Below are 25008 nucleotides of genomic sequence, written 5' to 3'. Positions count from 1 at the left end.
CCCACATCTCGTCACTTTGACGAGATGTGCGCTAGCATCCGTGACATGAACCCTGCGGACCTGGGCCTGCCGGTGGACGTACCGTCGACGGCGCTCTTCACGGATCACTACGAGCTGACGATGCTGCAGGCCGCCCTGGCGAACGGCACCGCCGAACGCCGCTCGGTCTTCGAGGTCTTCACCCGGCGGCTGCCCGAGGGGCGGCGCTACGGGGTGGTGGCCGGTACCGGGCGCGTCCTGGACGCCGTGGAGAACTTCCGGTTCGACGGCGCGGTACTGGAGTTCCTGCGGGAGCGGGCCGTCGTCGACATGCGGACGCTGGACTGGCTGGCGTCGTACCGCTTCTCGGGTGACATCTGGGGCTACCCGGAGGGGGAGGTCTACTTCCCCGGATCGCCGGTCCTGCGGGTCGAGGGCAGCTTCGCCGAGTGCGTGCTCCTGGAGACCGTGGTCCTCTCGATCCTGAACCACGACTCCGCGATCGCGGCGGCCGCCTCCCGGATGGCCTCGGCCGCCGGCGACCGCCCGCTGATCGAGATGGGGGCGCGCCGGACGCACGAGCTGGCGGCGGTCGCGGCCTCGCGGGCCGCCTACGTGGGCGGCTTCACCTCCACCTCCGACCTCGCGGCCGGCTTCCGGTACGGGATCCCGACGGTCGGGACCAGCGCGCACGCCTTCACCCTCGTCCACGACAGCGAGCGGGACGCCTTCACCGCGCAGGTGGCCTCGCTGGGCAGCGGGACCACCCTGCTCGTGGACACGTACGACGTGGCGGAGGCCGTACGGACGGCCGTCGAGGTCGCCGGGACGGACTTGGGCGCGGTGCGCATCGACTCCGGCGACCTGCTGCTGGTCGCGCACCGGGTGCGGCAGCAGCTGGACGAGCTGGGCGCGACGGGCACCCGGATCGTGGTCACCTCCGACCTGGACGAGTACGCCATCGCCTCGCTGGCGGCTGCACCGGTGGACGCGTACGGGGTCGGCACCCAGCTGGTGACCGGCAGCGGCCACCCGACCTGCTCGATGGTCTACAAGCTGGTCGCGCGGGCGGCCTCGGCGGACCCGAAGGCGCCGCTGGTGCCGGTGGCGAAGAAGTCCTCGGGCGGCAAGACCTCCGTCGGCGGCCGCAAGTGGGCGGCGCGCCGGCTGGACTCCGAGGGGGTCGCGGAGGCCGAGGTCGTCGGCACCGGGCCGGTGCCGGCCGCGCTGGCCGACTCGCAGCTGCTGGTGCAGCTGGTGAAGGCGGGCGAGGTGGTGGCCCGCGAGCCGCTGGAGGCCGCGCGCGACCGCCACCGGGCGGCCCGGGCCGGGCTGCCCCTCTCGGCGACCCAGCTGTCCCGCGGCGAGGCCGTGCTCCCGACGGAGCTCCTCTCCTAGACGCGCCGCGCCGGACTCCGTCCGTCGGCTGCGGGGCGGGGCCGGTAGGGGGGCTCCGCCCCCGCGCCCCCGCGCCTCAGACACCGGCGGGGCCGGATACGGCGGCTGGGAGCCCCAGGTTCGGGAAGGGGCGGGGTGGGGGAAGAGCACCCGCAGGGCCCGCCGCACCGCACCGCACGACCACCCACACCGACCCGAAGGACACGCGACATGCACCGCGCACTGATCGTCGTCGACGTACAGAACGACTTCTGCGAAGGCGGCAGCCTCGCGGTCACCGGCGGGGCCGACGTCGCCGCCGCGATCACGGAGCTGATCGGGCAGACCACGCCCGGCTACCGGCACGTCGTGGCGACGCGGGACCACCACGTCGACCCGGGGTCGCACTTCGCGCGGCCCCCGGCCGAGCCGGACTACGAGACGTCCTGGCCGGTGCACTGCGTCGCCGGGACCGAGGGCGTCGGGTTCCACCCGAACTTCGCCCCCGCCGTCGCCTCCGGGGCGGTCGCCGCCGTCTTCGACAAGGGCGCCTACGAGGCCGCGTACAGCGGTTTCGAGGGCACCGACGAGAACGGCCAGGGCCTCGCCCAGTGGCTGCGCGAGCGGCACGTGAGCGAGGTCGACGTGGTGGGCATCGCCACCGACCACTGCGTGAAGGCCACCGCCGTCGACGCCGCCCGCGCCGGCTTCACCACCCGCGTGCTGCTGGACCTGACGGCCGCCGTGGCCCCCCACACCACCGAGAAGGCGCTGGAGGAGCTCCGGGCGGCCGGAGTGACCCTGGTCGGCGGCCCGAACAGGGCCTAGAGGCCCCTCAGCGGCCCAGCAGGGCGCGGATCGGGTGCCAGAGTTCCTGTTCGACGTCCGGGGCCCCGCGCCACAGGAGGCCGTCGGGGTGGTGGAGGACGGCGGTGACCTCGTCCGGGGTCGGGGGCTGTGCGTTGCCCCTCAGGTACACGGCCCGCATCCCGAGGTTCCGCAGCCTGGTCAGGGCACGGGCCCGGTTCACGGCGTGCACCAGCACGCGTACGTCGCCGCCGTCGCCGGACGGCCTCGGCAGCGTGAGCGCGACCACCACGCTGCCGCCTGGCAATCTGACGAAACCTCCACCGGGCATGATCTTCAGCTCCCCCGTCAATAAGAACAGTCGCCCCCGCATCTAAACGCGATCGGCCGCCGCCCGCTAGAGGGCGACGGCCGATCATGTTTTGACCTGCGGCTTTACCGAATTACTTGGCGGCGGGGCCGACCTCGATCGTCATCTGGAGACCGTCGTAGGTCTCCTTCGCGATCTTGATCTTGGTGTTGGTGTCAGTGACCTTCACCGAGCCGGTCGGGTTCTCGTCGTAGTAGTACTTGCCCTTGTGGTCGTCGAAGACCAGGTTCGCGGGCTTCGGCTTGACGAAGAGCGACTCGCCCTTGTTGTGCAGGGTGAACGCGTCCGTGGAGTACGCGCTGAACGTCGCGTCGTACGGCTGGATCTTGTTCCGCAGCAGGCTGCCGTCCGACCACTTCATCGGCTTGGCGTTGGCGTCGATCGGCAGGATCAGGCCCTGGCCCGGGTGCTGGCTGGTGTTGTTGTCCTTCTGGGACTTGTCCCACAGCCAGATCAGCAGGCCGTCCTGGTACGGGTAGTGCTCGACCCAGCCCGGCTTGGTGTTGGCCCAGCCGAAGTTGTACGGGCCCACCTTGAGGGTGGAGTCGTACGAGACGTAGCGGCGGTTCTCCGCGATGTAGTACTGCGCGTACTCCTTGGTGAAGCCCGCGCCGATCCGCTCGAAGCCCTTGCCGGTCCAGCCGTTGTCGCCGTTCTCGGCGCCGTCGGTGAACAGCGCGGCGCCGTCCGCGGTCAGGGTGACGGCGTCGGCCGTGAAGCCCTTGCCGCCCGCGCCGCCGTCCGTCTGGTAGCGGAAGCGGAGGTCGACCTTCTTGCCCGCGTAGGCGTCCAGCGGGAAGCTCAGGGACTTCCAGGCGCCGGAGGCACCGGTCAGCGACGGGCTGCCGGAGGCGTCGGCCGGGATGGCCGCACCGTCGGCGGTGCCGGCCAGCGCGGTCCAGGTGGCGCCGCCGTCCGTGGACACCTCGGTGTAGAGGAAGTCGTAGTCGGCCTCGATGTCCCACCAGCCCTTGAGGGAGAGGGCGGCGGACTTCTTGCCGGTCAGGTCGACCGTGCGGGTCAGGGTGTTCTTGAGGTCGTCACCCATCTGGCTCCACCACTGCGAGGAGCCCTCGGCGGGAGCGACGATGTCGGTCTTGACCTGCTTCTTCGGCAGCTCGACGACCAGCGCCTGCTTGTCCTTGGTGTTGTACTCCGAAACGCCCAGCTTGTGCGTCGACTTGGTCGCCGCCTTGGCCTGGTCGTAGTTCAGCCAGCCCAGCTGGAGCTTGTCCCAGGCGGTCATGTCGCCCGGGAGGTCGCCTATGGAGTCCTTGCCGTTGCCGAGCCAGGAGCCCGCGGACATCAGGGACCAGAAGCCGACCGAGTTCTCGCCGCCACCGGAGGTGTCGTAGAGGTCCGGCAGACCGAGGTCGTGGCCGTACTCGTGCGCGAAGACGCCGAGGCCGCCGTTCTCCGGCTGCATCGTGTAGTCGCCGACCCAGATGCCGGTGTCGCCGATCTGGGTACCGCCGGCCTTGTTGTTGGCCGGGCCGGTCTTGCCGACGTCGGTGCCGTACGCGTACCAGCGGTGCGCCCACAGCGCCGTCTTGCCCTGCACGCCGCCGCCGGCCGACTCGTCCTCGCCCGCGTGGACGATCTGGAAGTGGTCGATGTAGCCGTCGGGCTCGTTGAAGTTGCCGTCGCCGTCGAAGTCGTTGCGGTCCCACTGGTCGTACTGCGCCAGCTGGGCCTTGATCTGGGCGTCGGTCTTGCCGGCCTTCTTCTGGGCCTCCGTCCACGCGGTGACGCCGTCGCGGACGGTGTCCCACACGTTGGAGCAGTTGGTCTGGCCGCAGAAGTTCGAGCCGTAACGGGCCTCGTTGTACGGGACCTTGACCCAGTCGGCGACCTCGCCGTCGACCGAGTAGCGGCCCGAGGAGGTCTTCTCGTAGTAGGTCTTCAGCGAGTTCTTGCCCTGGCCCGTACCGAAGTACAGGTCCTGGAAGTAGTCGCGGCTGAAGTCCTTGCGCCAGGCCGTGCTGTTGTTGGTCGCGCGGTCGGGCTGCTGGATCGTGTTGTGCAGCGGACCCGGGGTGCCGCCGTACTTCGGCTCGGCCGGCTTCGGACCCTCGGGGCCGTCCGGGTCGAACATGGTCGTGCTGTCGACCTGGTCGCCGAACTCGACGAGGATCGTGAAGATCTTGTCGGTCTTCTCGCGGCCCAGCTCGACGTACTTCTTGTCGTCGAGCTTGACGACCTTCGAGGCGCCGCGCTGCTCGACGTTCTTCTTGCCCGCCAGCACCTGGTCAAGGGCAGCTTCACGCGCCTGCGCGTTCTGCTTGCTGAACGGGGTCTCCAGGTTGTGCTGGACCTGCTCCTTCGCGGGGGAGCTCGGGTCCTGCTTGTCCGCGGCCGGGGCGTTGCCCCAAGCGGTGGTGGCCTGGGCCGTGGTGAAGAAGGCGCCCGAGGCCGCGGTCGCGGCCATGGTCACGCCGACGGCGGCGGCGCGCAGCGCGCGACGCCTGGTGGAGTTTCCGGTCACTTGATGTCGTTCCCCTCCCGCGGCCGCGACGTAGGTCGGAACATCTCCGTAGGAGTGGGGGGTTCCGCGCGGCGCGCGTCTCAAGTGACGACATTTGACCGGAGAGTCTAAAGAAAAGACAGACCTTGACTTCTTCCTTACAACTGCACTATGCGGTCAGCGAGTTCCGCTATTCGGACGTTACGTCGCCATACGGGCTCATCCGGGGCGAAGGCCTCCGGTTGCCGGCTCCGTCCCGCGACCGGGCGTGCGACGTCGTGCGCCCCTCCGTGCCCCGACACCGTGGGTAAGGTCACGCTTACCTGTTGCTCCGTCCGGGCATCCCCTACGGGAGTCACTTGACGCGTGCGCGATCTGTCGATGCGACTCCCCCCTCCACGCCTTGAGGACGGAAAACGCCATGCCGCGTCCGACTGCCGCACAGCTCGCCTACGGCTCCGCCACCGTCGTCGTGTCGACCATCGCCATGCTGCTGCTCTCGCAGACGAGCACGGGGATCGGGGTCGCCGTCATCTCCGCCGCCGCGCTCGCCCTCGGGCTGCTGGTCGCGCTCACCGTGCCGATCCCGCGGCGGCGTGGCCGGCACGCGGCGCGGCGGGGCGGGGCGCAGGCGCCCGCCGTTGAGCCCGGCGGGGGTACGGGCGGGGGTTCCGCCGCGCGGGGCGGGTCGGCGGCGGGGGCGGCCGGCTCCCGGGTGCCCGAGCCCCGGACGGCCTCCGCGGACCACCCCGTCCACCACTGACGGACAGCGGCGCGGGCGGCCGACCCCCACCGGGGTCGGCCGCCCGCGCGTGCCCTCGTACGACTCCGGCTCAGGTCGAGGTGACCACCACCGTCTTGGCCACCTTGTCGTGCAGCCCCTGCCGGTACGGCTTGTCGACGAGCATCGACACGATCAGCGCGAGCGGCCACAGGCAGAAGCAGCACACCAGCGTCGGCACCCAGAGCACGGCGCCGCGGCCGAGCGCGGGGCCGGAGGGCGGCACGCTGCCGTCGTTGAGCATCGCGACGCGCAGGCCCATGGCCTTCTTGCCGACCGTCTGGCCGCTCTTCTGCGTGAACCACCAGTCGTAGCCGACGTACGCGACGATCGCGATGAGCGTCCACACCAGGCCCGTACCGCCGTACGACTTCGTGATGACCTCGGTGACGTCCTCGCCCTTGTCGGTGTCCACGACGTACCGCCGGGTGCCGAAGGGCAGTTGGATGAGGAACAGCGGTACGCCGACGATCAGCGTGTCGATCACGCGCGCGGCGAGCCGCTTGCCGAAGTCGGCGAGCGGGGGCATCCCGGCGAGCGGGTCGGGCATGCCGTAGCCGCCACCTCCGCCGTACGGGTCCCCGGGCCCGCCGCCGTACGGGGGCGGCGGCGGAGGGTAGCCGCCGCCGCCGGGGGGCGGGGGCGGCGGCGGGGGGTAGCCGCCGCCGCCGGGGGGCGGCGAGCCGTACGGCGAACCGCCCGACGGGGGCGTCGGATCGTGGGGCTTCTTGAGGAACGGGTCGTCCTCGGGGGGCTGGCCCGGCGGCGGCTGGTCGGTGCTCATGGCCCGAGTCGAACCCGGCTCCGCCCGCCCCGCAACGCGGCCGCGTCCGTCCGGGGCACGGGCCGCCGCAGCGGCGCACGCGGGCCGGCCGGGGGCCGGTCAGCGGGCCGGTCAGCGGGTCACGAAGGTCCCGGCCGCGCGGTCGTGCCAGGCCCGCCGGCGGGGGCGGTCCACCAGGCACCACAGGCTGCCCGGCAGCCCCAGGAAGGCGTACACGAGCCAGCGGCGCAGGGCCGCACCGAAGGTGGGCGGGCGCAGGGTGGCGGTGGCCAGCACGCGGACGCCGAGCAGCTTCTTGCCCGGGGTGCGGCCCCAACGGGCGGTGGGCAGTGCCTCGTAGAGGACGCCGAACAGCAGGACGGCACCGAGTACGGCACCCAGGTGCGCGGCGGTGGTCACGTCGAGCAGGTACACGGTGGTGGTGCGTCCGCTCGCCCGGGCGGCGTCGACCTTCGCCTCCAGGTGGGCCGTCACCCTGGGTACGACGGGCAGCGCCACGGCCGCGGCGACGGCGGCGTGCACGAGGGAGTCCAGCAGCCGTGCCGCCCCCCGCCGCCCGAGCCCGGCGGGCCGCACGGCCCGCTCCGCCATCCGCTCGAAGACGGCCCGGCTGTCCTCCCGGACGGCGCCCGGTACCGGTGCCGGTGCCGGTGCCTCCGGCGGGGATGCGGGGGCGGCCGCGCGGGACCGGGAGGACGCGGGTGCCTCCGGCGGGGCTGCGGGGGCGAGGTGCTCCGGCACGGGGGCCCGGCGCACCGGGTCCGGGGACCGGTGCGCCCGCTCGGCGGCCCGGCGCTCCGACCCGGGGGCCTTGCGCTCCGGGTCGGGAGTCCGGCGCTCCGGGTCGGGAGTCCGGCGCTCCGGGTCGGGAGTCCGGCGCTCCGGACCGGGAGTCCGTGCCGGCTCGGGGGCCCAGCGCTCCGGCTCCGCGGCCCGGCGCTCCGAGGCCGGGGACCGGCGTGCCGGTTCGGCGGTCCAGGGCTCCGGCTCGGGGGCCCGGCGGGCCGGCTCGGGCTGCGGCCGCCGTGGCGGGGCTTCCGGGGCGGCCTCCGGCCAGCTGGAGGTGAGGCCCGACGCGCCGGCGCCCGGGGCGTCGGGCCAGGCCGGCGGGCGGGCCGACAGGATCCCGACGCTCTCGGCGGCGGCCTGTGCCGGGAGCCGCTGCGCGGTGGCGGCGGCCGCGGGCCGGGCCAAGGAGATCCCGGCGGGCCGGGCCGGCTCGGACTCCGCCGGATCGCCCCAGGAGACCCGCGCGTCGCGGGGTCCGCCGAAGCCGGCCTGGTGGACGGGATCGACCTGCCACCCGCCCTGCCCCCGCCCCTCCTCGGCTCCCTGCCCGCCGCCCGGGCCGGCCCCGGCCGGCCGGCCACGGCCCCCGTCCCCCGCCTCGGCCCCGTGTCCGCCGTCCGGCGTGCGGCCCGCGTCCGGGCCGGGGCTCCAGTCCCCGGCCCGGCCGTAGTCCGGTTCCGGGCCGCCGGCCCCGCGCCCGGGCTCCCGGGCCGCGCCGGAGGCCCACTCCCGGGCAGGGGCGGCGCCCGCCTCCGCCCCGGAACCCCGGTCCCGGACCGGGGCGTGGTCCGGCTCCCGGCCGCCGCCCGCCCGCGGGGCGGAGCCGAACGGCGTCGGGCCCGGGTCCCGGAGGGCCTCCGTCATCGAGGTCTCGTCCAGGAACACCGGCCCCGTCTCCTCCACCCGAACGGCAGTGGGAACGGCGGGACGGCTCGTACCCGGGACCCAGGACGCGCCGTTCCAGTACCGGACGTACCCGGGAATGGACGGGTCGGGGTAGTAGCCCTCGCGGGCCGCGTGCTCTCCGTCACCAGGGGAGGCCGTCAATGTCCCCAACTCCGATCGTGGCTTGAGGCTTGTGCAGGGGAGGACCCAAGGGGAGGACCATAGCCAAGAACCCCCTCCCGGCAGGTCCGGTAACGGGAGATTCCAAGCGTTCGGGCGAACCTCGCCCCACCCCCACCCCAGCCGACGGAATCCGGTCAGCCGACAAGTTTCGGCCAACCTGACATTCGGTGCGGAAACCCGCGTCATACCCGGGCACGAGGGGGCTCTCTCCTCATACGGGGCGAGAACCGCCCCTCGTCCGCAGACGAACGCACCGAAGTGAGGCCGCGATGCACCACCCCGTCATCGAGCGCGAACTCGAACTGAAGCTGGTCCTGTCCCCCGAGCGGAGCATCCCCGTCCCCGCGAAGCTGCTGTACCTCACCGACGACCCCTACGCCGTCCACGTCACCTTCCACACCGGCTCCAGCACCCCGGTCAACTGGACCTTCGCCCGCGAGCTGCTCGTCGAGGGGGTCTTCCGCCCGTGCGGCCACGGAGACGTCCGGATCTGGCCCACGAAGATCGACAACCAGTCCGTCCTGTGCATGGCACTGAGCTCCCCCGACGGCGACGCCCTCCTGGAGGCCCCGGCCGGCTCGGTGTCGGCCTGGCTGGAGCGCACCCTGCGCGTGGTCCCGCCGGGGACGGAGGCGGACCGGCTCGGCCTGGACGACGCCCTGGCCGCGCTGCTCACGCCCACCCCCGCCGACGAGCTGTGGATGCGCGACCCGTGGCCCTCGGACGAGTCCGCGGACGGCGACCTGTGACCTGGACCGGGACCGGCGCCCCGTACGGAGGGACCTCAGAAGAGCTTGCCGGGGTTCAGCAGCCCGAGCGGGTCGAACGCCTGCTTGACGGTGCGCTGCACCTCCAGCCCGACCGGCCCGAGTTCACGGGCCAGCCACTCCTTCTTCAGCACCCCCACCCCGTGCTCCCCGGTGATCGTCCCGCCCAGGGACAGCCCCAGGGCCATGATCTCGTCGAAGGACTCCCGGGCCCGCCGCGTCTCGTCCTCGTCGGCGGGATCGAAGCAGACCACCGGGTGGGTGTTGCCGTCGCCGGCGTGCGCGCAGACGCCGATGAGGAGGTCGTACGCCTCGGCGATGGCGGCCGTCCCGTCCAGCATCTCGGCGAGCCGCGACCGCGGCACGCACACGTCGTCGATCATCGTCGCCGGGCGGAGCGCCTCCAGGGCGGTGAGGGACATCCGGCGGGCCTGGAGCAGCAGTTCCGACTCCGCCTCGTCCTCGGCGGGTACGACGGCGGCCGCCCCGGCGGCGGCGCACAGCCGGCCGACGGCCTCCAGGTCGGCGGGGGCGTCCGGGGTGTCGAAGGCGGCGAGCAGCAGTGCCTCCGTGCTCTCGGGCAGGCCCATCTTCCCGAGGGCGTTGACGGCGCGGACGGTCGTACGGTCCATCAGTTCCAGCAGCGAGGGCGTCAGGCCCGCCTCCATGACGGCGCAGACGGCCTCGCAGGCGGCCGCGACGGAGGGGAACTCGGCGGCGAGCGCCAGCTGCCGGGGCGGCGCCGGCCGCAGCGCGAGGACGGCCCCGACCACCACCCCGAGCGTGCCCTCGGAGCCGACGAACAGCCGCGTCAGGTCGTACCCGGCGACGCCCTTGGCGGTGCGCCGGCCCGTGCGCAGCAGCCGCCCGTCGGCCAGGACCACGTCCAGCCCGAGCACGTACTCGGCGGTGACCCCGTACTTCACGCAGCACAGCCCGCCGGACGCGGTGCCGATGTTGCCGCCGATGGTGCACCGCTCCCAGCTGGAGGGGTCGGGCGGGTAGGAGAGGCCCCGTTCGGCGACGGCCCGCGAGAGGACCGCGTTGACCACGCCCGGCTCGACGACGGCGATCCGGTCGACGGTGGAGACCTCCAGGATCCGGTCCATCTTGACGAGGGACAGCACTATGCAGCCGTCGGAGGCGTTGGCGGCCCCGGAGAGGCCCGTACGGGCGCCCTGCGGGACCACGGGGACCCGTAGGGCGGTCGCGGTCCGCATGACGTGCCGGACCTGCTCCACCGTCCGCGGCAGGACGACGACGGCGGGGGTGCCGGCGGCGCAGAAGCCTGCCGTGTCGCGGGCGTAGGAGGCGGTCACCTGAGGGTCGGTCAGCAGCGCCTCGGGCGGGAGTCCTTCGCCGAGTCGCACGATGAGATCGTCAGCCATGGGGCCACAGTGGCAGCCGGGGCCATCGGTGTGAACACGGCCGCGACCGGCTTCGGACACCTCGGCGGGCTCTTCATATTGACGCACAGTGAGCGCATGCACGGTTTCGACGAGCAATCCCAGCAGCCCGCGCCGCCCGTGACCTTCACCGGACGCAAGACGGTCGTGGCGGCCGCGGTCGCGGTGGTCCTGATCGCCGGGGCCCTGCTGATCCGCCCGGCCCGTACCGGCGACGACGCGCGCCCGCCGGGGCCGAGCGAACGTGCCGCGTCGGCGGTGGGCATGGGTGCCCCGGCGGCGGCGGTGGACCTGACGGCGCTGGTGGCGGACCGGGAGAAGTGGGTCGCCACGCACGCCGACGACGACGCTTCGTGGGCGGTGCTCGGCTCGGCGTATCTGGAACAGGCCCGGCGGACGGCCGATTCCGCCTGGTACCCGAAGGCGGAGAAGGCGCTCAAGCGGTCGCTGGAGGTCCGCCCCGCCGAGAAGGGCAACTTCGACGCGATGACGGGCATGGGCGCGCTGGCCGCCGCCCGGCGGGACTTCGCGACGGCCCGTAAGTGGGGCGAGCTGGTGCGGGCGCAGGCGCCGCGGCGCTGGACGGCGTACCCGGTCCTCGTGGACGCGTACACGGGCCTGGGGGACTACAAGGCCGCGCAGCGGGCGATGGACCGGCTGGTGGAGCTCCGGCCCGGCCTGCCCGCGCACCTGAGGGCGGCCCAGGTGTACCGCGACCGGGGCTGGCGCGAGGACGCGGTGGTGGCGCTGGAGGCGGCGGGCGGGGACGCGAAGTCCCCGGCGGAGAAGGCCTACGTGCTGTTCCGGCTCGGGGAGCTGGCGTGGGAGCGCGGCGACCCGGCCGAGGCGCTGCGCCAGTACGAGGCCGCGCTGCGCACCGACCCGGCGCAGGGCGAGGCGCTGGGCGGCCGGGCCAGGGCGCTGGCCGCGCTGGGGCGGGGCGGGGAGGCGGTGCGGGACTACCGGCTGGCGCTGGGCCGCACGCCGGTGCCGCGGCTGGCGCTGGAGCTGGGCGAGCTGCTGGACTCGCTGGGGCGGCCGGAGGAGGCGCGGGCGCAGTACCGGTCCCTTGCCGTACTGGCGGCGGCGGGCGGTGCGAACGGGGTCAACGAGGAGGTCGTCCTCGGCCTGTACGAGGCGGACCACGGTGATCCGGCGCAGGCGGTACGCCGCCTGTCGGCGGAGTGGACGCGGCACAAGAGCGTGCAGGTGGCCGATGCCCTGGGGTGGGCGCTGCACAGGGGCGGTGAGGACGCGCAGGCGCTGGAGTACGCGAAGAAGGCGACGGACCTCGGGCTGCGGAGCGCGGAGTTCTCCTACCACCGGGCGGTGATCGAGCGCGGGCTGGGCGACGAGGCGGCGGCCCGCCGGAGCCTGCAGACGGCGCTGCGCACGAACCCGGTGTTCTCCCCGGTGCGGGGTCCGCTGGCGAAGGAGGCCCTGGCGTCGATCGGGCAGCCTCCGGCGGGCGGCCCGGAGAACATGCAGCCGCGCACTCCGTGGGTGGCGCCGGAGCTCCCGAAGCCGAGGCCTGCGGCGCCGAAGCCGGCGGCGGCCCCGAAGCCGGTGCCTGCGGCGCCGAAGCCGAAGCCGAAGTCCCCCGCCGCCGGCACGTAGCCGGCCCGCTGCGCGGGGCCGGTCCCCTGCCCGCCCTTCACCCTCCCCCAGACTCCGTCCGGGGGGACCCCCAGCCCTCGATCGCCGGGCGCGGCTGCGGACACGGCGCTGCCGCGCCCGCGCCTCAGGCGCCGGCGGGGCCGAATTTCGGCCCCGCCGGCGCCTGAGCCGAGACCTACAGGTTGCCCCGCTTGTCCTGCTCCCGCTCGATCGCCTCGAACAGCGCCTTGAAGTTGCCCTTGCCGAAGCCCATCGACCCGTGCCGCTCGATGATCTCGAAGAACACCGTCGGACGGTCCTGCACCGGCTTGGTGAAGATCTGGAGCAGGTATCCGTCCTCGTCCCGGTCCGCGAGGATCTTCAGCTCGCGCAGCTCGTCGATCGGCACGCGCGTGTCGCCGACCCACTCGCCGAGGGTGTCGTAGTAGGCGTCCGGGACGGACAGGAACTCCACGCCCGCGGCCCGCATCGTGCGCACCGTGGCGACGATGTCGTTCGAGGCCAGCGCGATGTGCTGGACGCCGGGGCCGTTGTAGAACTCCAGGTACTCGTCGATCTGCGACTTCTTCTTCGCGATCGCCGGCTCGTTGATCGGGAACTTCACCTTCTTGGTGCCGTCCGCGACGACCTTCGACATCAGCGCCGAGTACTCGGTCGCGATGTCGTCGCCCACGAACTCCTTCATGTTCGTGAAGCCCATGACCTTGTTGTAGAACGCGACCCACTCGTTCATGCGGCCCAGCTCGACGTTGCCGACGCAGTGGTCGATCGCCTGGAAGGTGCGCTTGGCCGGCGGGGCCACCATCGGCTCGACGGCCGTGTAGCCGGGCAGGTAGGGGCCGGTGTAGTCGACGCGCTCGACGAGGGTGTGGCGGGTCTGGCCGTAGGTGGCGATCGCGGCGAGCACGACGGTGCCGTTCTCGTCCTTGACCTCGTACGGCTCGTCCAGGCCGCGCGCGCCCTGCTCGACGGCGTAGGCGTAGGCGGCGCGGACGTCCGGGACCTCGATGGCGAGGTCGATGACGCCGTCGCCGTGCTCGGCGACGTGCTCGGCGAGGAAGCGGCCGCGGTCGGTGGTCGCCTTGATGACCGAGGTCAGGACGAACCGCGCGGAGCCGTTGGTGAGGACGTAGCTGGCGGTCTCGCGGCTGCCGGTCTCCGGTCCGGAGTAGGCCACGAGCTTCATGCCGAAGGCGGTCGAGTAGTAGTGCGCGGCCTGCTTGGCGTTGCCGACGGCGAAGACGACCGCGTCCATCCCCTTCACCGGGAAGGGGTCTGCCTCACGCGCGGTCTGCGGGGTGGTGTCCAGGGTCTCAGTCATGAGCGCAGAGTCCCGCTCTTCCACAAGCTGCGCAATAGTTTCCGTTTCTGCTGTACAGAATGACCTGTGTAGCCGGACTATGACTGAGAGATCTGTGCAGTATGACCAGCAATACGGCCGGCCGGTCGGCCGAGGGAGGGTTTCCATGGGCATCGACGAACTGGACGGCCGCTTGATCGTCCTGCTGGCGCGCGAACCCCGCATAGGGGTACTGGAGGCCTCGCGCCGGCTGGGGGTGGCGCGCGGCACGGTGCAGGCGCGGCTGGACCGGCTCCAGTCGAACGGGGTCATCCGCGGGTTCGGTCCGCAGGTCGACCCGACGGCGCTCGGGTATCCGGTGATGGCGTTCGCCACGCTGGAGATCAAGCAGGGGCAGGGGGCGGACGTACGGGCCCACCTGGCGGGCGTCCCGGAGGTGCTGGAGCTGCACACGACGACCGGACACGGGGACATGCTGTGCCGGCTGGTGGCGCGGTCGAACGCCGATCTCCAGCGGGTGATCGACCGGGTGGTGGGGTTCAAGGGGATCGTGCGGGCCTCGACGGCGATCGTCATGGAGAACCCGGTCCCGCTGCGGATCATCCCGCTGGTGGAGCAGGCGGCCGCGGACGACTGACCCCGACTCCGAGTTCCAAAGAAAAGCTTGCAAAGAAATCCTTGCATAGAACTCTTTGCAAGCTTACGGTTGAGCCATGCCCGACAACGCCGAAACCCCTTCGGGGTCGCCGCAGCCCACGGTCCGGACGCTCGACGCCCGCTCCCTGCGCGGCCTCGCCCACCCCCTGCGCATGCGCATGCTCGCCGCCCTGCGCCACGACGGTCCCGCCACCGCCTCCCAGCTGGCGGAGCGGCTCGGCGAGTCCAGCGGCTCGACCAGTTACCACCTGCGCCAGCTCGCCGCGCACGGCTTCGTCGAGGACGCGCCCGGGCACGGCAAGGGCCGCGAGCGCTGGTGGAAGGCCGCCCATGACGGTACGGCCTTCGACGAGTCGCTGATGTTCGACGAGAGCGACCCGGAGACCCGCGGCGCCGCCGACGCGTTCCTCCACGAGATCGCGACGATCCACACCCAGGAGATCAACACCTGGCTGGGTGACGCCCACAACTGGCCCAAGGAGTGGCGGGGTTCGTCGGACCTCAGCGACTTCACGCTGCGCCTGACGCCCACCCAGAGCCACGAGCTGATCCACAAGGTGCACGAGCTGGTCAACAGCTACCGCGACCTGCCGCGGGCCGAGGACGCCCAGACGGTCCGCTTCCACACGCACGCCTTCCCGCGCCGCGGCAACGCCTGACCCCCACCCCTCGCGTTCACCCAGAAGGAGTCCTGCCATGCACGCCTTCACCCACGCCCGGATCCACGCCGCCCGCACCGCCGAACTCGCCGCCGAGGCCGCCGCCCGGCAACTCGCCCAGGAGGCGGCCGGCACCACCCCCACCCTGCGCAACCGGCTCGGCGAGACCCTGGTCGCCGCCGGCACCCGACTGCTCCAGCCCGCCCCCGCCCATGCCCGCGTCCGGCACCACGCCGCATGAGCCGGCGCCCCTTCACCGCGGTCCTCGCGGCCAACACCATTTCCATAGCGGGGAGTTCGCTCACCCTCATCGGCGTCCCGTGGTTCGTGCTCCATACCACGGGGAGCGCCGGCCGGGCGGGGGTCGTCGCCTTCTGCGCCACGCTCCCGGTCGTCGTCGCGGCCCTGGTCGGCGGCCCGGTCATCGACCGGATCGGCCGCCGCCGGGTCTCCGCCGCCTCCGACGTGATCTGCGGCCTGGCGGTCGGCGCGATCCCCCTCCTCCACCACGCGGGGCTCCTCGACTTCTGGATGCTGTGCGCCCTGATGGCCGTCGGCGGTCTCGTGCACACCCCGGGCCTCACCGCCCGCTACGTCCTGCTGCCCAGCCTCGCCGAGCACGCCGGCACCACCGTCGCCCGGGCGGCGAGCCTGTACGACGCCGTCTCGCGCGGGGCCCGGATGGTCGGGGCCGCGGTGGCGGGCGTACTGGTCACGCTCTTCGGCGCCGAGACCGTCCTCCTCCTGGACGCGGCCACCTTCGCCGCGTCCGCCCTCCTGGTCTCCGCCTTCCTGCGCGGGGTCCCCGCCGCGGAACCCCAACGCACCGCGGAGAAGCCGTCGTTGGCCGCGTACCGCACCCAACTGGGCGAAGGCTGGCGGTTCCTGACCCGGTCCCGGCTCCTGCTGGGCATCACCCTCATGGTGATGGTGACCAACGGCCTGGACCAGGGCTGGTCCTCCGTGCTCCTCCCGGTCCACGGCCGCGAGGACCTCGGCGGCGCCACCACCCTCGGCCTGATGATCTCCCTCTTCGGCGGCTTCGCCCTCCTCGGGGCGCTGCTCTACGGGGCCTGGGGCGAGCGCTTCCCCCGCCGGGCGGTCTTCGCGGGCGCCTTCCTCGCCTCGGGGGCCACCCGCTACGTGGTCGCCGCCGTCACCGACACCCCGCTGCCCCTCGCGGTGACCATGGCCCTGGCCGGCCTGGGCGCGGGCGTCCTCAACCCGATCCTGACCACCGTCATCTCCGAGCTCGTACCGGAGGACCTGCGCAGCCGGGTCTCCAGCGTGAGCATGGCGGGCAGCGAGCTGGCCATGCCGATGGGCGGCCTCGCGGCGGGCCTGCTGGTCGACGGCTTCGGCGTGACCCGGGCCCTCCTCGCCTTCGCCGCCGTCTACCTCCTGGCGACGCTGATCCCGCTGGTCTTCCCGTCCTGGCGCGGCCTGGACGGGAAGCCCTCCCTCAGCAGGACGGAACGTCCTCGTTCCGGTTCAGCGCCCGCAGGGAGTTCACCGCGTCCGTCAGCGAAGTGACGGGGACCAGCCGGAGTCCCTCGGGGAGGTCGGACTTCGCGTCCGAGCACTCCGCCTTCGGCACGAGGAACACGGTCGCCCCGTCGCGGCGCGCGGCCTGCGTCTTCAGGCCCACTCCGCCGACCGCGCCGACCGCTCCGTCGGCGCTGATGGTTCCGGTGCCGGCGATGCTGCGGCCGCCGGTGAGTTCGCCGCCGCTGCCGTCGCCGTCGATCTTGTCGACGATGCCGAGGGTGAAGAGGAGTCCGGCGCTCGGGCCGCCGACGTCGGCGAGGTTGAGCCGGACCTTGATGTCCTTCGGGTCCTTCTTGAGGTAGCCGAGGGCGGCGGCCGCGGCGGCCGACTGCGACTGGGCCATTTCCTCCAGGTTGTGCTCCTCGATCTGCTTGTCGCTCCCGCCCGAGGGATACACCGACTCCCGGGGCATGACCGCCTGGTCGGTCTTGAACCAGTGGCCGATCAGCTCGGACAGCTTCATCGTCGAGGAGGGCCCGGTCGCCCGGATGGTGGTCATGCGGAGCTGGCCCTTGGTGTCCCGCACCGGGGCGCCGGTGACGGTGATCACCGGCTTGCCCTGGTCGGAGCCCAGTACGTCGGCCGTGGGACCCGGCACGGCCACCACGAAGGGCAGCGGTGCGAGGGCCGCGACGGCGAACAGCCCGAGGACGGGCGCGGCGCAGACGGCCAGGGCGGCGGGACGCGGCAGACGTGTGAGGCGAGAGAGCACCCGGCCAATCTACCGACCGGGCCGCCCGGCCCGCGCCGTCCGTGTCCGCGCCGCTCAGCGCAGGGCGTCGGCGACCTCGCGGGCGGCGTCGACCACGCGGGGCCCGACCCGCTCCGGCACGGCGTCGGCCAGCATCACGACGCCGACGCTGCCCTCCAGTCCGGTGATGCCGACGAGCGGTGCGGCGGCGCCGCTGGCGCCCGCCTCCAGCTCGCCGTGGGTCAGGGTGTAGCCGGGCTCGATGAGCGAGCCCTGACGGGCGGCCAGGATGGCCCGGCCGGCCGCGCCGCGGTCCAGCGGGTGGCGGAAACCGGCCCGGTAGGCGACGTGGTAGTCGGTCCAGGTGGGCTCCACGACGGCCACGGCAAGGGCCTCGGTGCCGTCGACGAGGGTCAGGTGCGCGGTGGCCCCTATGTCCTCGGCGAGGGAGCGCAGCGCGGGCAGGGCCGCCTCGCGCACGAGCGGGTGGACCTGCCGGCCCAGGCGCAGCACGCCGAGCCCGACGCGGGCCCGGCCGCCGAGGTCGCGGCGGACCAGGGCGTGCTGCTCCAGCGTGGCGAGCAGGCGGTAGACCACGGTGCGGTTGACACCGAGGCGGTTGGAGAGCTCGGTGACGGTCAGACCGTGGTCGGTGTCGGCGAGCAGCTTGAGGACTCTGAGTCCTCGGTCGAGTGTCTGGGAGGTTTCCGCGGTCACGACGCCTCTCCCTCTGTATTAGGTGGGCGGCGGTGACTCCCACGCGGTGCAGCGCTGCCGGTCCCTCGGCGACGCACGGAGAGGCCGCCGGTAGCGGCCAAGGCACCGGCTGCGCTCCCGCGGCGGCGCTGCCACGGGGCGTTCGATGCGGGGACAGTAGCGAGCGAGTCCGCTGAGCGAAAGGCCTCGTCCAGAATCCGGGCGCCTACTGCCGGTTTAAGCCCTTTTCTGAACGGGACTGTATCGATTCGTAATGTTCCGTGGCCGAAAATCGGTTTACACGGCCATTACTCTGATCGTGTTCAAAAAGATGTTGGGGGGGCGGGGCGCAACGTGCCCCGGACGCATACCAAGGGGAGAGAAGCAACAGTGAAGCTGAAGCGCATGGCCGTCGTGGCCGCCGCCGCTGTCGTCGGTCCGACGGTCCTCATGGCCACGCCCGCCATGGCGGACGAGGCCCAGACCCCGGCCGTCACGACGCCGGACGCGGCTCCGAAGGACGACGCCGCGCCCGCCGCCGAGACCCCGGCGAAGGACGCGCAGCCGGCCGCCGAGACCCCGGCGAAGGTGGCTCCGGCCCCGGCTCCGGCCCCGGCCAAGCCCGCCGCCGAGACCGCGGCCAAGCCGGCCCCGGCCCCCGCGCCGCAGGTCGAGGACGAGGACGAGGACCTGGTCGCCACCGGTCCGGTCCTCGGCGTCAACGGTGTCCCGAGCGCCTTCAAGGCGGGCGGTGACTGGACCAACCTGACCTACACCGTCGACAACTCGAAGGGCAAGGCGCAGGAGAGCTACGTGCTCGTCCTGGCCGTCGCCGACCAGGCCGGCGCGCTGGACGCCTCCAACGTCAAGGTCCAGGTCTTCTTCCAGGGCGCCTGGCACGACGTGGACGTCATCGGCGAGGACGGCGCCGCCGTCGCGCTGCTGACCGACGACATCGCGCTCTCGGCCAAGAAGACGAGCCTCCAGGTCCGCGTCAAGTTCACCGCGGGTGCCCCGGCCGGCGAGATCGTCGTCATCGCCGCGGGCGGCAGCAACGTGGACGAGGACGTCTTCTCCGACACGGCCTTCGTCGAGTCGAAGATCGTCAAGGGTTCCTCCAACGGTGGCAACACCGGCGGGAACAGCGGCCACAACAACGGTGGCAACACCGGCGGCAACAACAACACCAAGCCGAACGGCGGCGGCACCACCACGCCGATCGTCGACACCAACACCGGCTCCGGCAACACCGGCGGCGGCACCAACACCGGCGGCGAGCTCGCCGAGACCGGTACCGACGCCGCCACCAGCTGGGCGCTCGGCGCCGGCGGTGTGGCGCTCGCCATGGGTGCGGCCCTGGTCGCCGGCACCGGCAAGCGTCGCCGCCAGACCGTCTGAGCGGTAAGGCACCACGAGAACGGGGTCCGTGCGCACCGCGCACGGACCCCGTTCCGCTTCCACGCTCGGCAGCGGCGGCTCACCGCATCCGGGTGGCCCACTCCTGCACCTTCTTGATCCGCTCCTTCAGCTGCCCCGCCGTCGCCTCCGCGCTCGGCGGCCCGCCGCACACCCGGCGCAGCTCCGTGTGGATCACCCCGTGCGGCTTCCCGCTCTGGTGGACGTACGCGCCCACCATCGTGTTCAGCGACTTCCGCAGCTCCAGCAGCTCCTTGTGCGAGACCACCGGCCGCCGGTCGGCCGGCAGCTCCAGCAGGTCCGCCTCGGAGTCGGGCTTGCGGCGGCTGTGCGCGATCTGCCGCGACTGCCGCTTCTGCAGCAGCAGCTGCACCTGGTCCGGCTCCAGCAGCCCCGGGATGCCGAGGTAGTCCTGTTCCTCCTCGCTGCCCGGGTGCGCCTGCATGCCGAACTCGGCGCCGTCGTACAGCACCCGGTCGAAGACGGCGTCGGATTCGAGGGCCTCGAAGGACATCTGCTCGTCCTCGCCGGTGTCCTCGTCCTCCTGCCGGTTCGCCTCCTCCATCTCCTTCTCGGACTCGGCGTACGGGTCGTCGTCCTCGCCCGCCTTCTTCGGCCGGTCGAGGACGTGGTCGCGCTCGACCTCCATCTCGTTCGCGAAGCCGAGGAGGTAGGGGATCGTCGGAAGGAACACGGACGCCGTCTCGCCGCGCCTGCGCGATCGCACGAAGCGGCCGACGGCCTGCGCGAAGAACAGCGGGGTCGAGATCGTCGTCGCGTACACGCCCACCGCGAGGCGCGGTACGTCGACGCCCTCGGACACCATGCGGACCGCGACCATCCAGCGGTCGTCGTTCGCGCTGAACGTGTCGATGTTCTTCGAGGCGCCGGTGTCGTCGGACAGCACGACCGTCGGCTTGGTCCCGGTGATCTCCCGGATCAGCTTCGCGTACGCGCGCGCCGCGTCCTGATCGGCGGCGATGACGAGCCCGCCGGCGTCCGGGATGCCCTTCCGGACCTCCGTGAGGCGCTGGTCGGCCGCGCGCAGCACGTTCGGCATCCAGTCGCCGCGCGGGTCCAGGGCCGTGCGCCAGGCCTGCGAGATGGCGTCCTTGGTCATCGGCTCGCCGAGGCGGGCCTCGATCTCGTCGCCGGCCTTGGTGCGCCAGCGCATGTTGCCGCTGTAGGACAGGAAGATCACGGGCCGGACGACGCCGTCGCCGAGGGCGTTGCCGTAGCCGTAGGTGTAGTCGGCGGAGGACCGCCGGATCCCGTCGTTCCCCTCCTCGTACGTGACGAAGGGGATCGGGTTGGTGTCGGACCGGAAGGGCGTACCGGTCAGGGCCAGCCGGCGGGTCGCCGGGTCGAAGGCCTCCAGGCAGGCCTCGCCCCAGGACTTCGAGTCGCCGGCGTGGTGGATCTCGTCGAGGATCACCAGGGTCTTGCGCTGCTCGCAGCGGTTGCGGTGCAGCATCGGGCGTACGCCGACGCCCGCGTAGGTGACGGCGACCCCGTGGTAGTCCTTGCTCAGCGGTCCGGCCGAATACTCCGGGTCGAGCCGGATGCCTATCCGGGCGGCCGCTTCGGCCCACTGCTTCTTCAGGTGCTCGGTCGGCGCGACCACGGTCACCTGCTGGACCACGTGGTGGTGCAGCAGCCAGGAGGCGAGGGTGAGCGCGAAGGTGGTCTTGCCGGCGCCGGGGGTGGCGACCGCGAGGAAGTCCCGCGGCTGGGTCTGGACGTACTTGTCGAGCGCCCCCTGCTGCCAGGCTCGCAGCTTGCTGGCGGTACCCCAGGGGGCACGGCCGGGGAAGGCGGGTGAGAGGTGGTGGGAGGCGGTAGTAGTCACGGTCTCCGGTTCGTTGCTCTCGGCGGTCGTGGCAGTCGTGGCCGTCCTCGCCGACGTGGTCGTAGGTAGGACAACCGGGCCACCTTACCGGCGCGGGCCCGCCCCTCGCGGAGGGACAGGCCCGTGACCTCGGCGGGTGCGGCGAGCGTCACACCGCGAGCAACTCCCGCAGCCCGTCGGCGATCACCGGGACCTCGGTCTCGGCCCCGGAGGCCACGGCGACGACCAGGTCGTACGCGGCGTCCTGGTCCACGGCCGCGGGATCGATCCCGTTCACGGCGAGGAAGGTCGCCGCGGCGAGCCAGGCCGTGCGCTTGTTCCCGTCGACGAGGGGATGGTTCGTCGCGATGCCGTGCAGCAGCGCCGCGGCCTGCTCGTACGGGTCCTCGTAGGCCGGCGTCCCGAACATGCGGGCCCTCGGCCTGTGCACCGCCGACTCCAGCAGCCCGGGGGCGCGCAGCTCCACGGGCTGGTCCTGGGCCAGGCAGGCGTGCCGGGCGAGGTCGAGGACCTCGGCGAGGGTCAGGTGCCGGACCCGGGCTCCGGCGCTCACTGCCCGAGCCGCTTCAGCAGTCCGGCGTGCCGCTCCGCCAGCCGTGCGGCCTCCGCCCCGACGCGCTCGCGCTCCCGGCGCAGGTGCGCCCGTACGGCTTCCAGCGCGTGGGCCTCGGGGGTGGAGCCGGTGGCGTCGGCGAGGTCGGCCAGCTCGGCGCGCTCGGCGTCGGGGATCCGCAGGGTCAGCTCGTTCGTGGTCGCGTTCACGAGCGGAGCGTAGCCAGCGGGGGCGGTCCGCCCACACCCTTTTCCGGCCCCTCCGGGTCCCCGGGCCCTCCCGGCCCCCGGTGCGGCCTCAGGCCCCGGCGGGCTCGGCCTGCTCCGGCACCGGGTCCGGCACCGGGTCCAGCCGGGTCGCCACCCACGCCCCCACGAGGGCCACGCAGGCCATCGGCAGGAACACCACCAGGAACGCCGCCGGGTGCGAGGCGGCCCCGTCCGCCGAGGCGGCCGCGTGCCCCGCGCCCACCGCGCCCCCGCCCAGCGCGGCGAACGCCGCGCCCCCGGCCGCGAGCAGCACCACGTTCGCCAGGGCGTCCGAGATCTGCAGCGCGGCGGAGTTCGCGCCCGCCTCCTCCGGCGCGGACAGCTTCAGCAGCAGCACGCTGGTCGAGCCGATCACCAGCCCCATCCCGAGCGAGCCCACCGCCCAGGCCAGCGCCAGCGTCCACACGGGCACCTCCTCGACCAGCACCGCCGGCGCCGCCGCGATGGCCACGGCCACCATCACCATCCCGGCGACCATCAGCCGCTCCCGGTAGGGCGCCGTCCGACCCTGGGACTGCACCCAGGACCCCAGGGCCCACGTCACCCCGCCCAGGGCCAGCGAGAAGCCGGCCCACGTCGGGCTCAGGCCGCGCTGGGTCACCAGCATCAGCGGCACGAAGCTCTCCGCCCCGATGAACGCCCCCGCCGCCACCCCGCGCAGCAGCACCACCGACGGCAGCCCGCGCCGCGCCCGGTACGTCCCGCGCGGCAGCAACCCCAGCACCGCCGGCACCAGCAGGGCCACGCCCGCGACACCGGGCAGCAGCGACAGCCACCGCAGGTCCTGGGCGGCGTACTGGAGCAGCCCGGCGCCCAGCGAGATCCCCAGGGCCAGCCGGATCCGCCGCCGGTCGAACGCGACGGGCGAGGCGGGGTCCACCGGCCCGGAGGCGGTGCGCCGGATCGCGGGCAGCGCCACCATGAGCGGTACGACGACCAGCGCGGGGATCCCGAGGAACACCCACCGCCAGCCCAGGTGCTCGGTCACCGTTCCCGCGGCCAGCGGGCCCACGATCGACGGCACCACCCAGCTCGCGGCGAAGGCGGCCATGATCGCGGGCCTCAGCCGCTCCTCGTAGGCCCGGCTGACCACCACGTACAGGGCGACGATCACCAGTCCGCCCCCGAACCCCTGCACCGCCCGCCCGAGGACGAACACTCCCATCAGCTGCGCGGTCCCGGAACACACCAGCCCGGCGGCGAAGGCCCCGATCCCCACCGTCAGCGGCCTCAGCGGCCCCTGCCGGTCGGCCCACTGGCCGGACAGCACCATGGCGAAGAGGCTGGTGGTGAAGTACGCGGAGAACCCGAAGGCGTAGAGCCCGATCCCGTCCAGCTCCCGCGCGGCGACGGGCATGGCCGTCCCGACGGCGGTGGCCTCGAAGGCGATCAGGAAGATCACGGAGATGATCCCGACGCTGAGCGTCCGGTACACCGGCCCGAGAATGCCGCCCTGCGGAGGCGGGGCGGCAGCGGTGGTCTCGGTTATCCCGGGTTCAAGGGCGCTCATCGCCCCAGAGTAAGGCCCATAGCCCACTCTCGCCCCTGTCATTTCGACCGATCCCGCCTGGGCCGCGCGACCTAGGTCCGCCGGCCCTTGTGAACGCGGCATGGCAGTCGCGTTGCAGCCCCGCCGCGCCCCTTCCCGACCCCCGCGGACCCCCGTACGTTCGTACTCGTCACCACAACCCAGCCGTGTGCCCGAGTGGTTGAGGGACTCGCCTGCAAAGCGGGTTACGCCGGTTCGATTCCGGTCACGGCTTCTACCTGCCCCGACCAGGCAGAACGACAGGGCGGCACCCCTCCGGGGCTGCCGCCCTTTTCGCTGCCCGTCTCAGTTCCCGTCTCAGTTGGCCCGTACGAGGGCGCCAGCCGGTCCGTCGTCGTCATCGGGCCGGTCCGTCTCGGCCTTCCAGATCAGACCGTCCACCTGCCTCGCGATGTCCGTCCGGACCGCGTCCACCATGTGCTGGTACCGGGCGGCCATGGCGGTGGTCGACCACCCCATGAGCCCCATGACGGCGCGCTCGGGAACCCCGAGGATCAACAGCACCGTGGCGGCCGTGTGCCGGGCGTCGTGCAGGCGGCCGTCCCGGACCTTCGCCTCAGCCAGCAGATCCTTCCACTCGGCCCAGTCCCGGCGGTGCGACGGACTGCGACCGTGCTCGTCGGGGAACACCAGCCGGTTCTCCTGCCACCGCTTGGCCGCCGCCTGCTCCTTCTCCTGCGCCTTCAGGTGGTCACGGAGCAGGTCGACAAGCTGGTCGGGCAGACCAACGGCGCGGCGGCCCGCGCGGGACTTCGTGGTGGACAGCTCCGGGTTCGTGCGCCGCCGCTGCGGGCAGTAGCCGGCCGCCTTCCGCCCGCACGGCTCGGCGCACCCGTGGGCGTACTGCGGCCGATGGCGGCTGCGGCGGACGACGAGGAACCCGCCCTCCAGGTCGACGTCCTCCCATGTCAGTCCCAGCACTTCCCCCTGCCGCAGCCCGAGGGCGAGTGCGACCGCCCACCGCGCCGAGTTGCGCTGCCTCTCAGCGGCGCCCAGCAGCCGCTGCACTTCCTGCACGGTGTAGGGCTCCACCTCGTAGTCCCCCGTCTTCGGAGCCTTGGCCAACTGAACCGGGTTCTGGCCGAGATGACCGCGCCGTACGGCTTCGTTGAGGGCGGTGCGGAAGGTCCGGTGCACCTGGTGCGCGGTGGCCGACTTGCTGCCGTTGGCCTGCATCTTGGCGTAGAAGATCTCGATGTGTTCGGGCTTGAGCCGGTCGAGCCGGTGGGCCCCCAGGCCGGGGATCAGGTGCTTTCGCACAGCGACGCGGTACCCGACCATCGTGTTGTCGTTGACCGCCAGGGGCGCCACGTTCTCCACCCAGTGCGTCAGCCACGTCCTGACCGTCCAGGCCTTTCCCGGCTTGCGGACCGTCTTCGCGTCGCGCTGCTTCTCCAGCTCCCGGACAGCAGCAGTCACCTCGGCGCGGGTCTTGCGCTCGACGTGGCGCCGGTCCGGCGTGCCGTCGTCACGGATGCCGACGGTTACCCGGCCGTGCCATTTGCCGTCGCTGCCCTGGTAGATGGAACTGCGGCCGTTGGGCTGTCGAGTGCGCTTCTTCTCCTCCGCCACAGGCGGACTCCTTCGGTTCGGGAGGGGTGGAAACGGCCGG

At 72.9% G+C, this 25008-nt stretch carries 23 protein-coding genes and 1 tRNA gene; 11 read left to right on the top strand and 13 right to left on the bottom strand.

Annotated features, from left to right (window positions below):
• Positions 1 to 45: 45 nt before the first annotated feature.
• The gene (locus ACZ597_RS22795; protein WP_471333012.1) at positions 46 to 1377 is read left to right on the top strand and encodes a nicotinate phosphoribosyltransferase; all 1332 of its coding nucleotides are present in this window, start codon (positions 46 to 48) and stop codon (positions 1375 to 1377) included.
• A gap of 210 nt (positions 1378 to 1587) precedes the next feature.
• Positions 1588 to 2184 (top strand): nicotinamidase, encoded by a 597-nt coding sequence (locus tag ACZ597_RS22790; protein ID WP_471333011.1) that lies wholly within the window; start codon positions 1588 to 1590, stop codon positions 2182 to 2184.
• A 7-nt stretch (positions 2185 to 2191) separates the two neighbouring features.
• On the opposite strand, the gene ACZ597_RS22785 is transcribed toward ACZ597_RS22790, so the two are convergent.
• Positions 2192 to 2494 carry a hypothetical protein gene (locus ACZ597_RS22785; RefSeq protein ID WP_471333008.1) on the bottom strand — a complete coding sequence of 101 codons (303 nt, stop codon included), beginning with the start codon at positions 2492 to 2494 and terminating at the stop codon, positions 2192 to 2194.
• A gap of 112 nt (positions 2495 to 2606) precedes the next feature.
• Positions 2607 to 4961: an immune inhibitor A domain-containing protein gene (locus tag ACZ597_RS22780; RefSeq protein ID WP_471333417.1), complete on the bottom strand. Its 2355-nt coding sequence runs from the start codon at positions 4959 to 4961 to the stop codon at positions 2607 to 2609.
• 457 nt (positions 4962 to 5418) lie between these two features.
• On the opposite strand from ACZ597_RS22780, the gene ACZ597_RS22775 reads away from it, so the two are divergent.
• The gene (locus tag ACZ597_RS22775; protein WP_471333005.1) at positions 5419 to 5760 is read left to right on the top strand and encodes a hypothetical protein; all 342 of its coding nucleotides are present in this window, start codon (positions 5419 to 5421) and stop codon (positions 5758 to 5760) included.
• Between the two features lie 70 nt (positions 5761 to 5830).
• Here the strand turns inward: ACZ597_RS22775 and ACZ597_RS22770 are convergent, their stop codons facing one another.
• Both ACZ597_RS22770 and ACZ597_RS22765 read right to left on the bottom strand, forming a co-directional pair.
• Positions 5831 to 6562, bottom strand: coding sequence for an RDD family protein (locus ACZ597_RS22770; protein ID WP_471333003.1), 732 nt, complete (start codon positions 6560 to 6562; stop codon positions 5831 to 5833).
• 111 nt (positions 6563 to 6673) lie between these two features.
• A complete protein-coding gene (locus tag ACZ597_RS22765; RefSeq protein WP_471333000.1) occupies positions 6674 to 8398 on the bottom strand; it encodes an RDD family protein in 1725 nt (574 codons plus the stop codon).
• 290 nt (positions 8399 to 8688) lie between these two features.
• Between ACZ597_RS22765 and ACZ597_RS22760 the strand changes: the two genes are divergently transcribed.
• Positions 8689 to 9168 (top strand): SsgA family sporulation/cell division regulator, encoded by a 480-nt coding sequence (locus ACZ597_RS22760; RefSeq protein ID WP_471332997.1) that lies wholly within the window; start codon positions 8689 to 8691, stop codon positions 9166 to 9168.
• Between the two features lie 35 nt (positions 9169 to 9203).
• Here the strand turns inward: ACZ597_RS22760 and ACZ597_RS22755 are convergent, their stop codons facing one another.
• On the bottom strand, positions 9204 to 10574 hold the full coding sequence (locus ACZ597_RS22755; RefSeq protein ID WP_471332996.1) for an FAD-binding oxidoreductase: 1371 nt from the start codon (positions 10572 to 10574) through the stop codon (positions 9204 to 9206).
• Between the two features lie 96 nt (positions 10575 to 10670).
• Here ACZ597_RS22755 and ACZ597_RS22750 point away from each other — a divergent pair, with 96 nt between their 5' ends.
• Positions 10671 to 12209: a tetratricopeptide repeat protein gene (locus ACZ597_RS22750; protein ID WP_471332994.1), complete on the top strand. Its 1539-nt coding sequence runs from the start codon at positions 10671 to 10673 to the stop codon at positions 12207 to 12209.
• A gap of 175 nt (positions 12210 to 12384) precedes the next feature.
• Here the strand turns inward: ACZ597_RS22750 and hppD are convergent, their stop codons facing one another.
• Positions 12385 to 13530 carry a 4-hydroxyphenylpyruvate dioxygenase gene (gene hppD, locus ACZ597_RS22745; protein WP_471332991.1) on the bottom strand — a complete coding sequence of 382 codons (1146 nt, stop codon included), beginning with the start codon at positions 13528 to 13530 and terminating at the stop codon, positions 12385 to 12387.
• A gap of 145 nt (positions 13531 to 13675) precedes the next feature.
• Here hppD and ACZ597_RS22740 point away from each other — a divergent pair, with 145 nt between their 5' ends.
• From ACZ597_RS22740 to ACZ597_RS22725, 4 genes are all read left to right on the top strand, one after another.
• Positions 13676 to 14146: an Lrp/AsnC family transcriptional regulator gene (locus ACZ597_RS22740; protein ID WP_471332988.1), complete on the top strand. Its 471-nt coding sequence runs from the start codon at positions 13676 to 13678 to the stop codon at positions 14144 to 14146.
• Between the two features lie 76 nt (positions 14147 to 14222).
• Complete coding sequence (locus tag ACZ597_RS22735; RefSeq protein WP_471332986.1) at positions 14223 to 14825, top strand: ArsR/SmtB family transcription factor; 603 nt, start codon at positions 14223 to 14225, stop codon at positions 14823 to 14825.
• A gap of 37 nt (positions 14826 to 14862) precedes the next feature.
• Entirely contained in the window at positions 14863 to 15066 is a 204-nt protein-coding gene (locus tag ACZ597_RS22730; RefSeq protein ID WP_471332984.1) for a hypothetical protein, read from the top strand.
• Positions 15063 to 16358 carry an MFS transporter gene (locus ACZ597_RS22725; RefSeq protein ID WP_471332981.1) on the top strand — a complete coding sequence of 432 codons (1296 nt, stop codon included), beginning with the start codon at positions 15063 to 15065 and terminating at the stop codon, positions 16356 to 16358. Before ACZ597_RS22730 ends, ACZ597_RS22725 begins: the two co-directional genes overlap by 4 nt.
• Here the strand turns inward: ACZ597_RS22725 and ACZ597_RS22720 are convergent.
• Both ACZ597_RS22720 and ACZ597_RS22715 read right to left on the bottom strand, forming a co-directional pair.
• On the bottom strand, positions 16288 to 17085 hold the full coding sequence (locus tag ACZ597_RS22720; protein ID WP_471332978.1) for a S16 family serine protease: 798 nt from the start codon (positions 17083 to 17085) through the stop codon (positions 16288 to 16290). The two genes, ACZ597_RS22725 and ACZ597_RS22720, sit on opposite strands and share 71 nt — an antisense overlap.
• A 54-nt stretch (positions 17086 to 17139) precedes the next feature.
• A complete protein-coding gene (locus ACZ597_RS22715) occupies positions 17140 to 17781 on the bottom strand; it encodes an IclR family transcriptional regulator (RefSeq protein ID WP_007264382.1) in 642 nt (213 codons plus the stop codon).
• 369 nt (positions 17782 to 18150) lie between these two features.
• Between ACZ597_RS22715 and ACZ597_RS22710 the strand changes: the two genes are divergently transcribed.
• On the top strand, positions 18151 to 19158 hold the full coding sequence (locus tag ACZ597_RS22710) for a hypothetical protein (protein ID WP_471332976.1): 1008 nt from the start codon (positions 18151 to 18153) through the stop codon (positions 19156 to 19158).
• A 79-nt stretch (positions 19159 to 19237) separates the two neighbouring features.
• Here ACZ597_RS22710 and ACZ597_RS22705 read toward each other — a convergent pair whose 3' ends face one another.
• The 4 genes from ACZ597_RS22705 to ACZ597_RS22690 all read right to left on the bottom strand — a co-directional run bounded on the left by ACZ597_RS22705 (position 19238) and on the right by ACZ597_RS22690 (position 23357).
• Complete coding sequence (locus ACZ597_RS22705) at positions 19238 to 21025, bottom strand: DEAD/DEAH box helicase (protein WP_470976453.1); 1788 nt, start codon at positions 21023 to 21025, stop codon at positions 19238 to 19240.
• Positions 21026 to 21173: 148 nt separating this feature from the next.
• Positions 21174 to 21578 (bottom strand): type II toxin-antitoxin system death-on-curing family toxin, encoded by a 405-nt coding sequence (locus tag ACZ597_RS22700; RefSeq protein WP_471332973.1) that lies wholly within the window; start codon positions 21576 to 21578, stop codon positions 21174 to 21176.
• Positions 21575 to 21787 (bottom strand): hypothetical protein, encoded by a 213-nt coding sequence (locus ACZ597_RS22695; RefSeq protein ID WP_471332970.1) that lies wholly within the window; start codon positions 21785 to 21787, stop codon positions 21575 to 21577. Before ACZ597_RS22695 ends, ACZ597_RS22700 begins: the two co-directional genes overlap by 4 nt.
• Before the next feature lie 88 nt (positions 21788 to 21875).
• Entirely contained in the window at positions 21876 to 23357 is a 1482-nt protein-coding gene (locus tag ACZ597_RS22690; RefSeq protein ID WP_471332967.1) for an MFS transporter, read from the bottom strand.
• Between the two features lie 181 nt (positions 23358 to 23538).
• Between ACZ597_RS22690 and ACZ597_RS22685 the strand changes: the two genes are divergently transcribed.
• Positions 23539 to 23610: transfer RNA gene (locus ACZ597_RS22685), tRNA-Cys, on the top strand.
• Between the two features lie 83 nt (positions 23611 to 23693).
• Here the strand turns inward: ACZ597_RS22685 and ACZ597_RS22680 are convergent.
• Complete coding sequence (locus ACZ597_RS22680; RefSeq protein WP_471332966.1) at positions 23694 to 24968, bottom strand: tyrosine-type recombinase/integrase; 1275 nt, start codon at positions 24966 to 24968, stop codon at positions 23694 to 23696.
• Between the last annotated feature and the right edge of the window lie 40 nt (positions 24969 to 25008).

Source organism: Streptomyces sp. NPDC040718 (assembly GCF_055593565.1).
Note: the sequence above shows the minus strand (reverse complement) of the source record. Positions and strands in the feature narration are given on the sequence as shown.

What these genes read in the sequence shown, in the direction of transcription:
- ACZ597_RS22795 (WP_471333012.1), top strand. Translation starts at nt 46, where the DNA reads ATGAACCCTGCGGACCTGGGCCTGCCGGTGGACGTACCGTCGACGGCG.
- ACZ597_RS22790 (WP_471333011.1), top strand. Translation starts at nt 1,588, where the DNA reads ATGCACCGCGCACTGATCGTCGTCGACGTACAGAACGACTTCTGCGAA.
- ACZ597_RS22785 (WP_471333008.1), bottom strand. Translation starts at nt 2,494, where the DNA reads ATGCCCGGTGGAGGTTTCGTCAGATTGCCAGGCGGCAGCGTGGTGGTC.
- ACZ597_RS22780 (WP_471333417.1), bottom strand. Translation starts at nt 4,961, where the DNA reads ATGGCCGCGACCGCGGCCTCGGGCGCCTTCTTCACCACGGCCCAGGCC.
- ACZ597_RS22775 (WP_471333005.1), top strand. Translation starts at nt 5,419, where the DNA reads ATGCCGCGTCCGACTGCCGCACAGCTCGCCTACGGCTCCGCCACCGTC.
- ACZ597_RS22770 (WP_471333003.1), bottom strand. Translation starts at nt 6,562, where the DNA reads ATGAGCACCGACCAGCCGCCGCCGGGCCAGCCCCCCGAGGACGACCCG.
- ACZ597_RS22760 (WP_471332997.1), top strand. Translation starts at nt 8,689, where the DNA reads ATGCACCACCCCGTCATCGAGCGCGAACTCGAACTGAAGCTGGTCCTG.
- ACZ597_RS22755 (WP_471332996.1), bottom strand. Translation starts at nt 10,574, where the DNA reads ATGGCTGACGATCTCATCGTGCGACTCGGCGAAGGACTCCCGCCCGAG.
- ACZ597_RS22750 (WP_471332994.1), top strand. Translation starts at nt 10,671, where the DNA reads ATGCACGGTTTCGACGAGCAATCCCAGCAGCCCGCGCCGCCCGTGACC.
- hppD (WP_471332991.1), bottom strand. Translation starts at nt 13,530, where the DNA reads ATGACTGAGACCCTGGACACCACCCCGCAGACCGCGCGTGAGGCAGAC.
- ACZ597_RS22740 (WP_471332988.1), top strand. Translation starts at nt 13,676, where the DNA reads ATGGGCATCGACGAACTGGACGGCCGCTTGATCGTCCTGCTGGCGCGC.
- ACZ597_RS22735 (WP_471332986.1), top strand. Translation starts at nt 14,223, where the DNA reads ATGCCCGACAACGCCGAAACCCCTTCGGGGTCGCCGCAGCCCACGGTC.
- ACZ597_RS22730 (WP_471332984.1), top strand. Translation starts at nt 14,863, where the DNA reads ATGCACGCCTTCACCCACGCCCGGATCCACGCCGCCCGCACCGCCGAA.
- ACZ597_RS22725 (WP_471332981.1), top strand. Translation starts at nt 15,063, where the DNA reads ATGAGCCGGCGCCCCTTCACCGCGGTCCTCGCGGCCAACACCATTTCC.
- ACZ597_RS22690 (WP_471332967.1), bottom strand. Translation starts at nt 23,357, where the DNA reads ATGAGCGCCCTTGAACCCGGGATAACCGAGACCACCGCTGCCGCCCCG.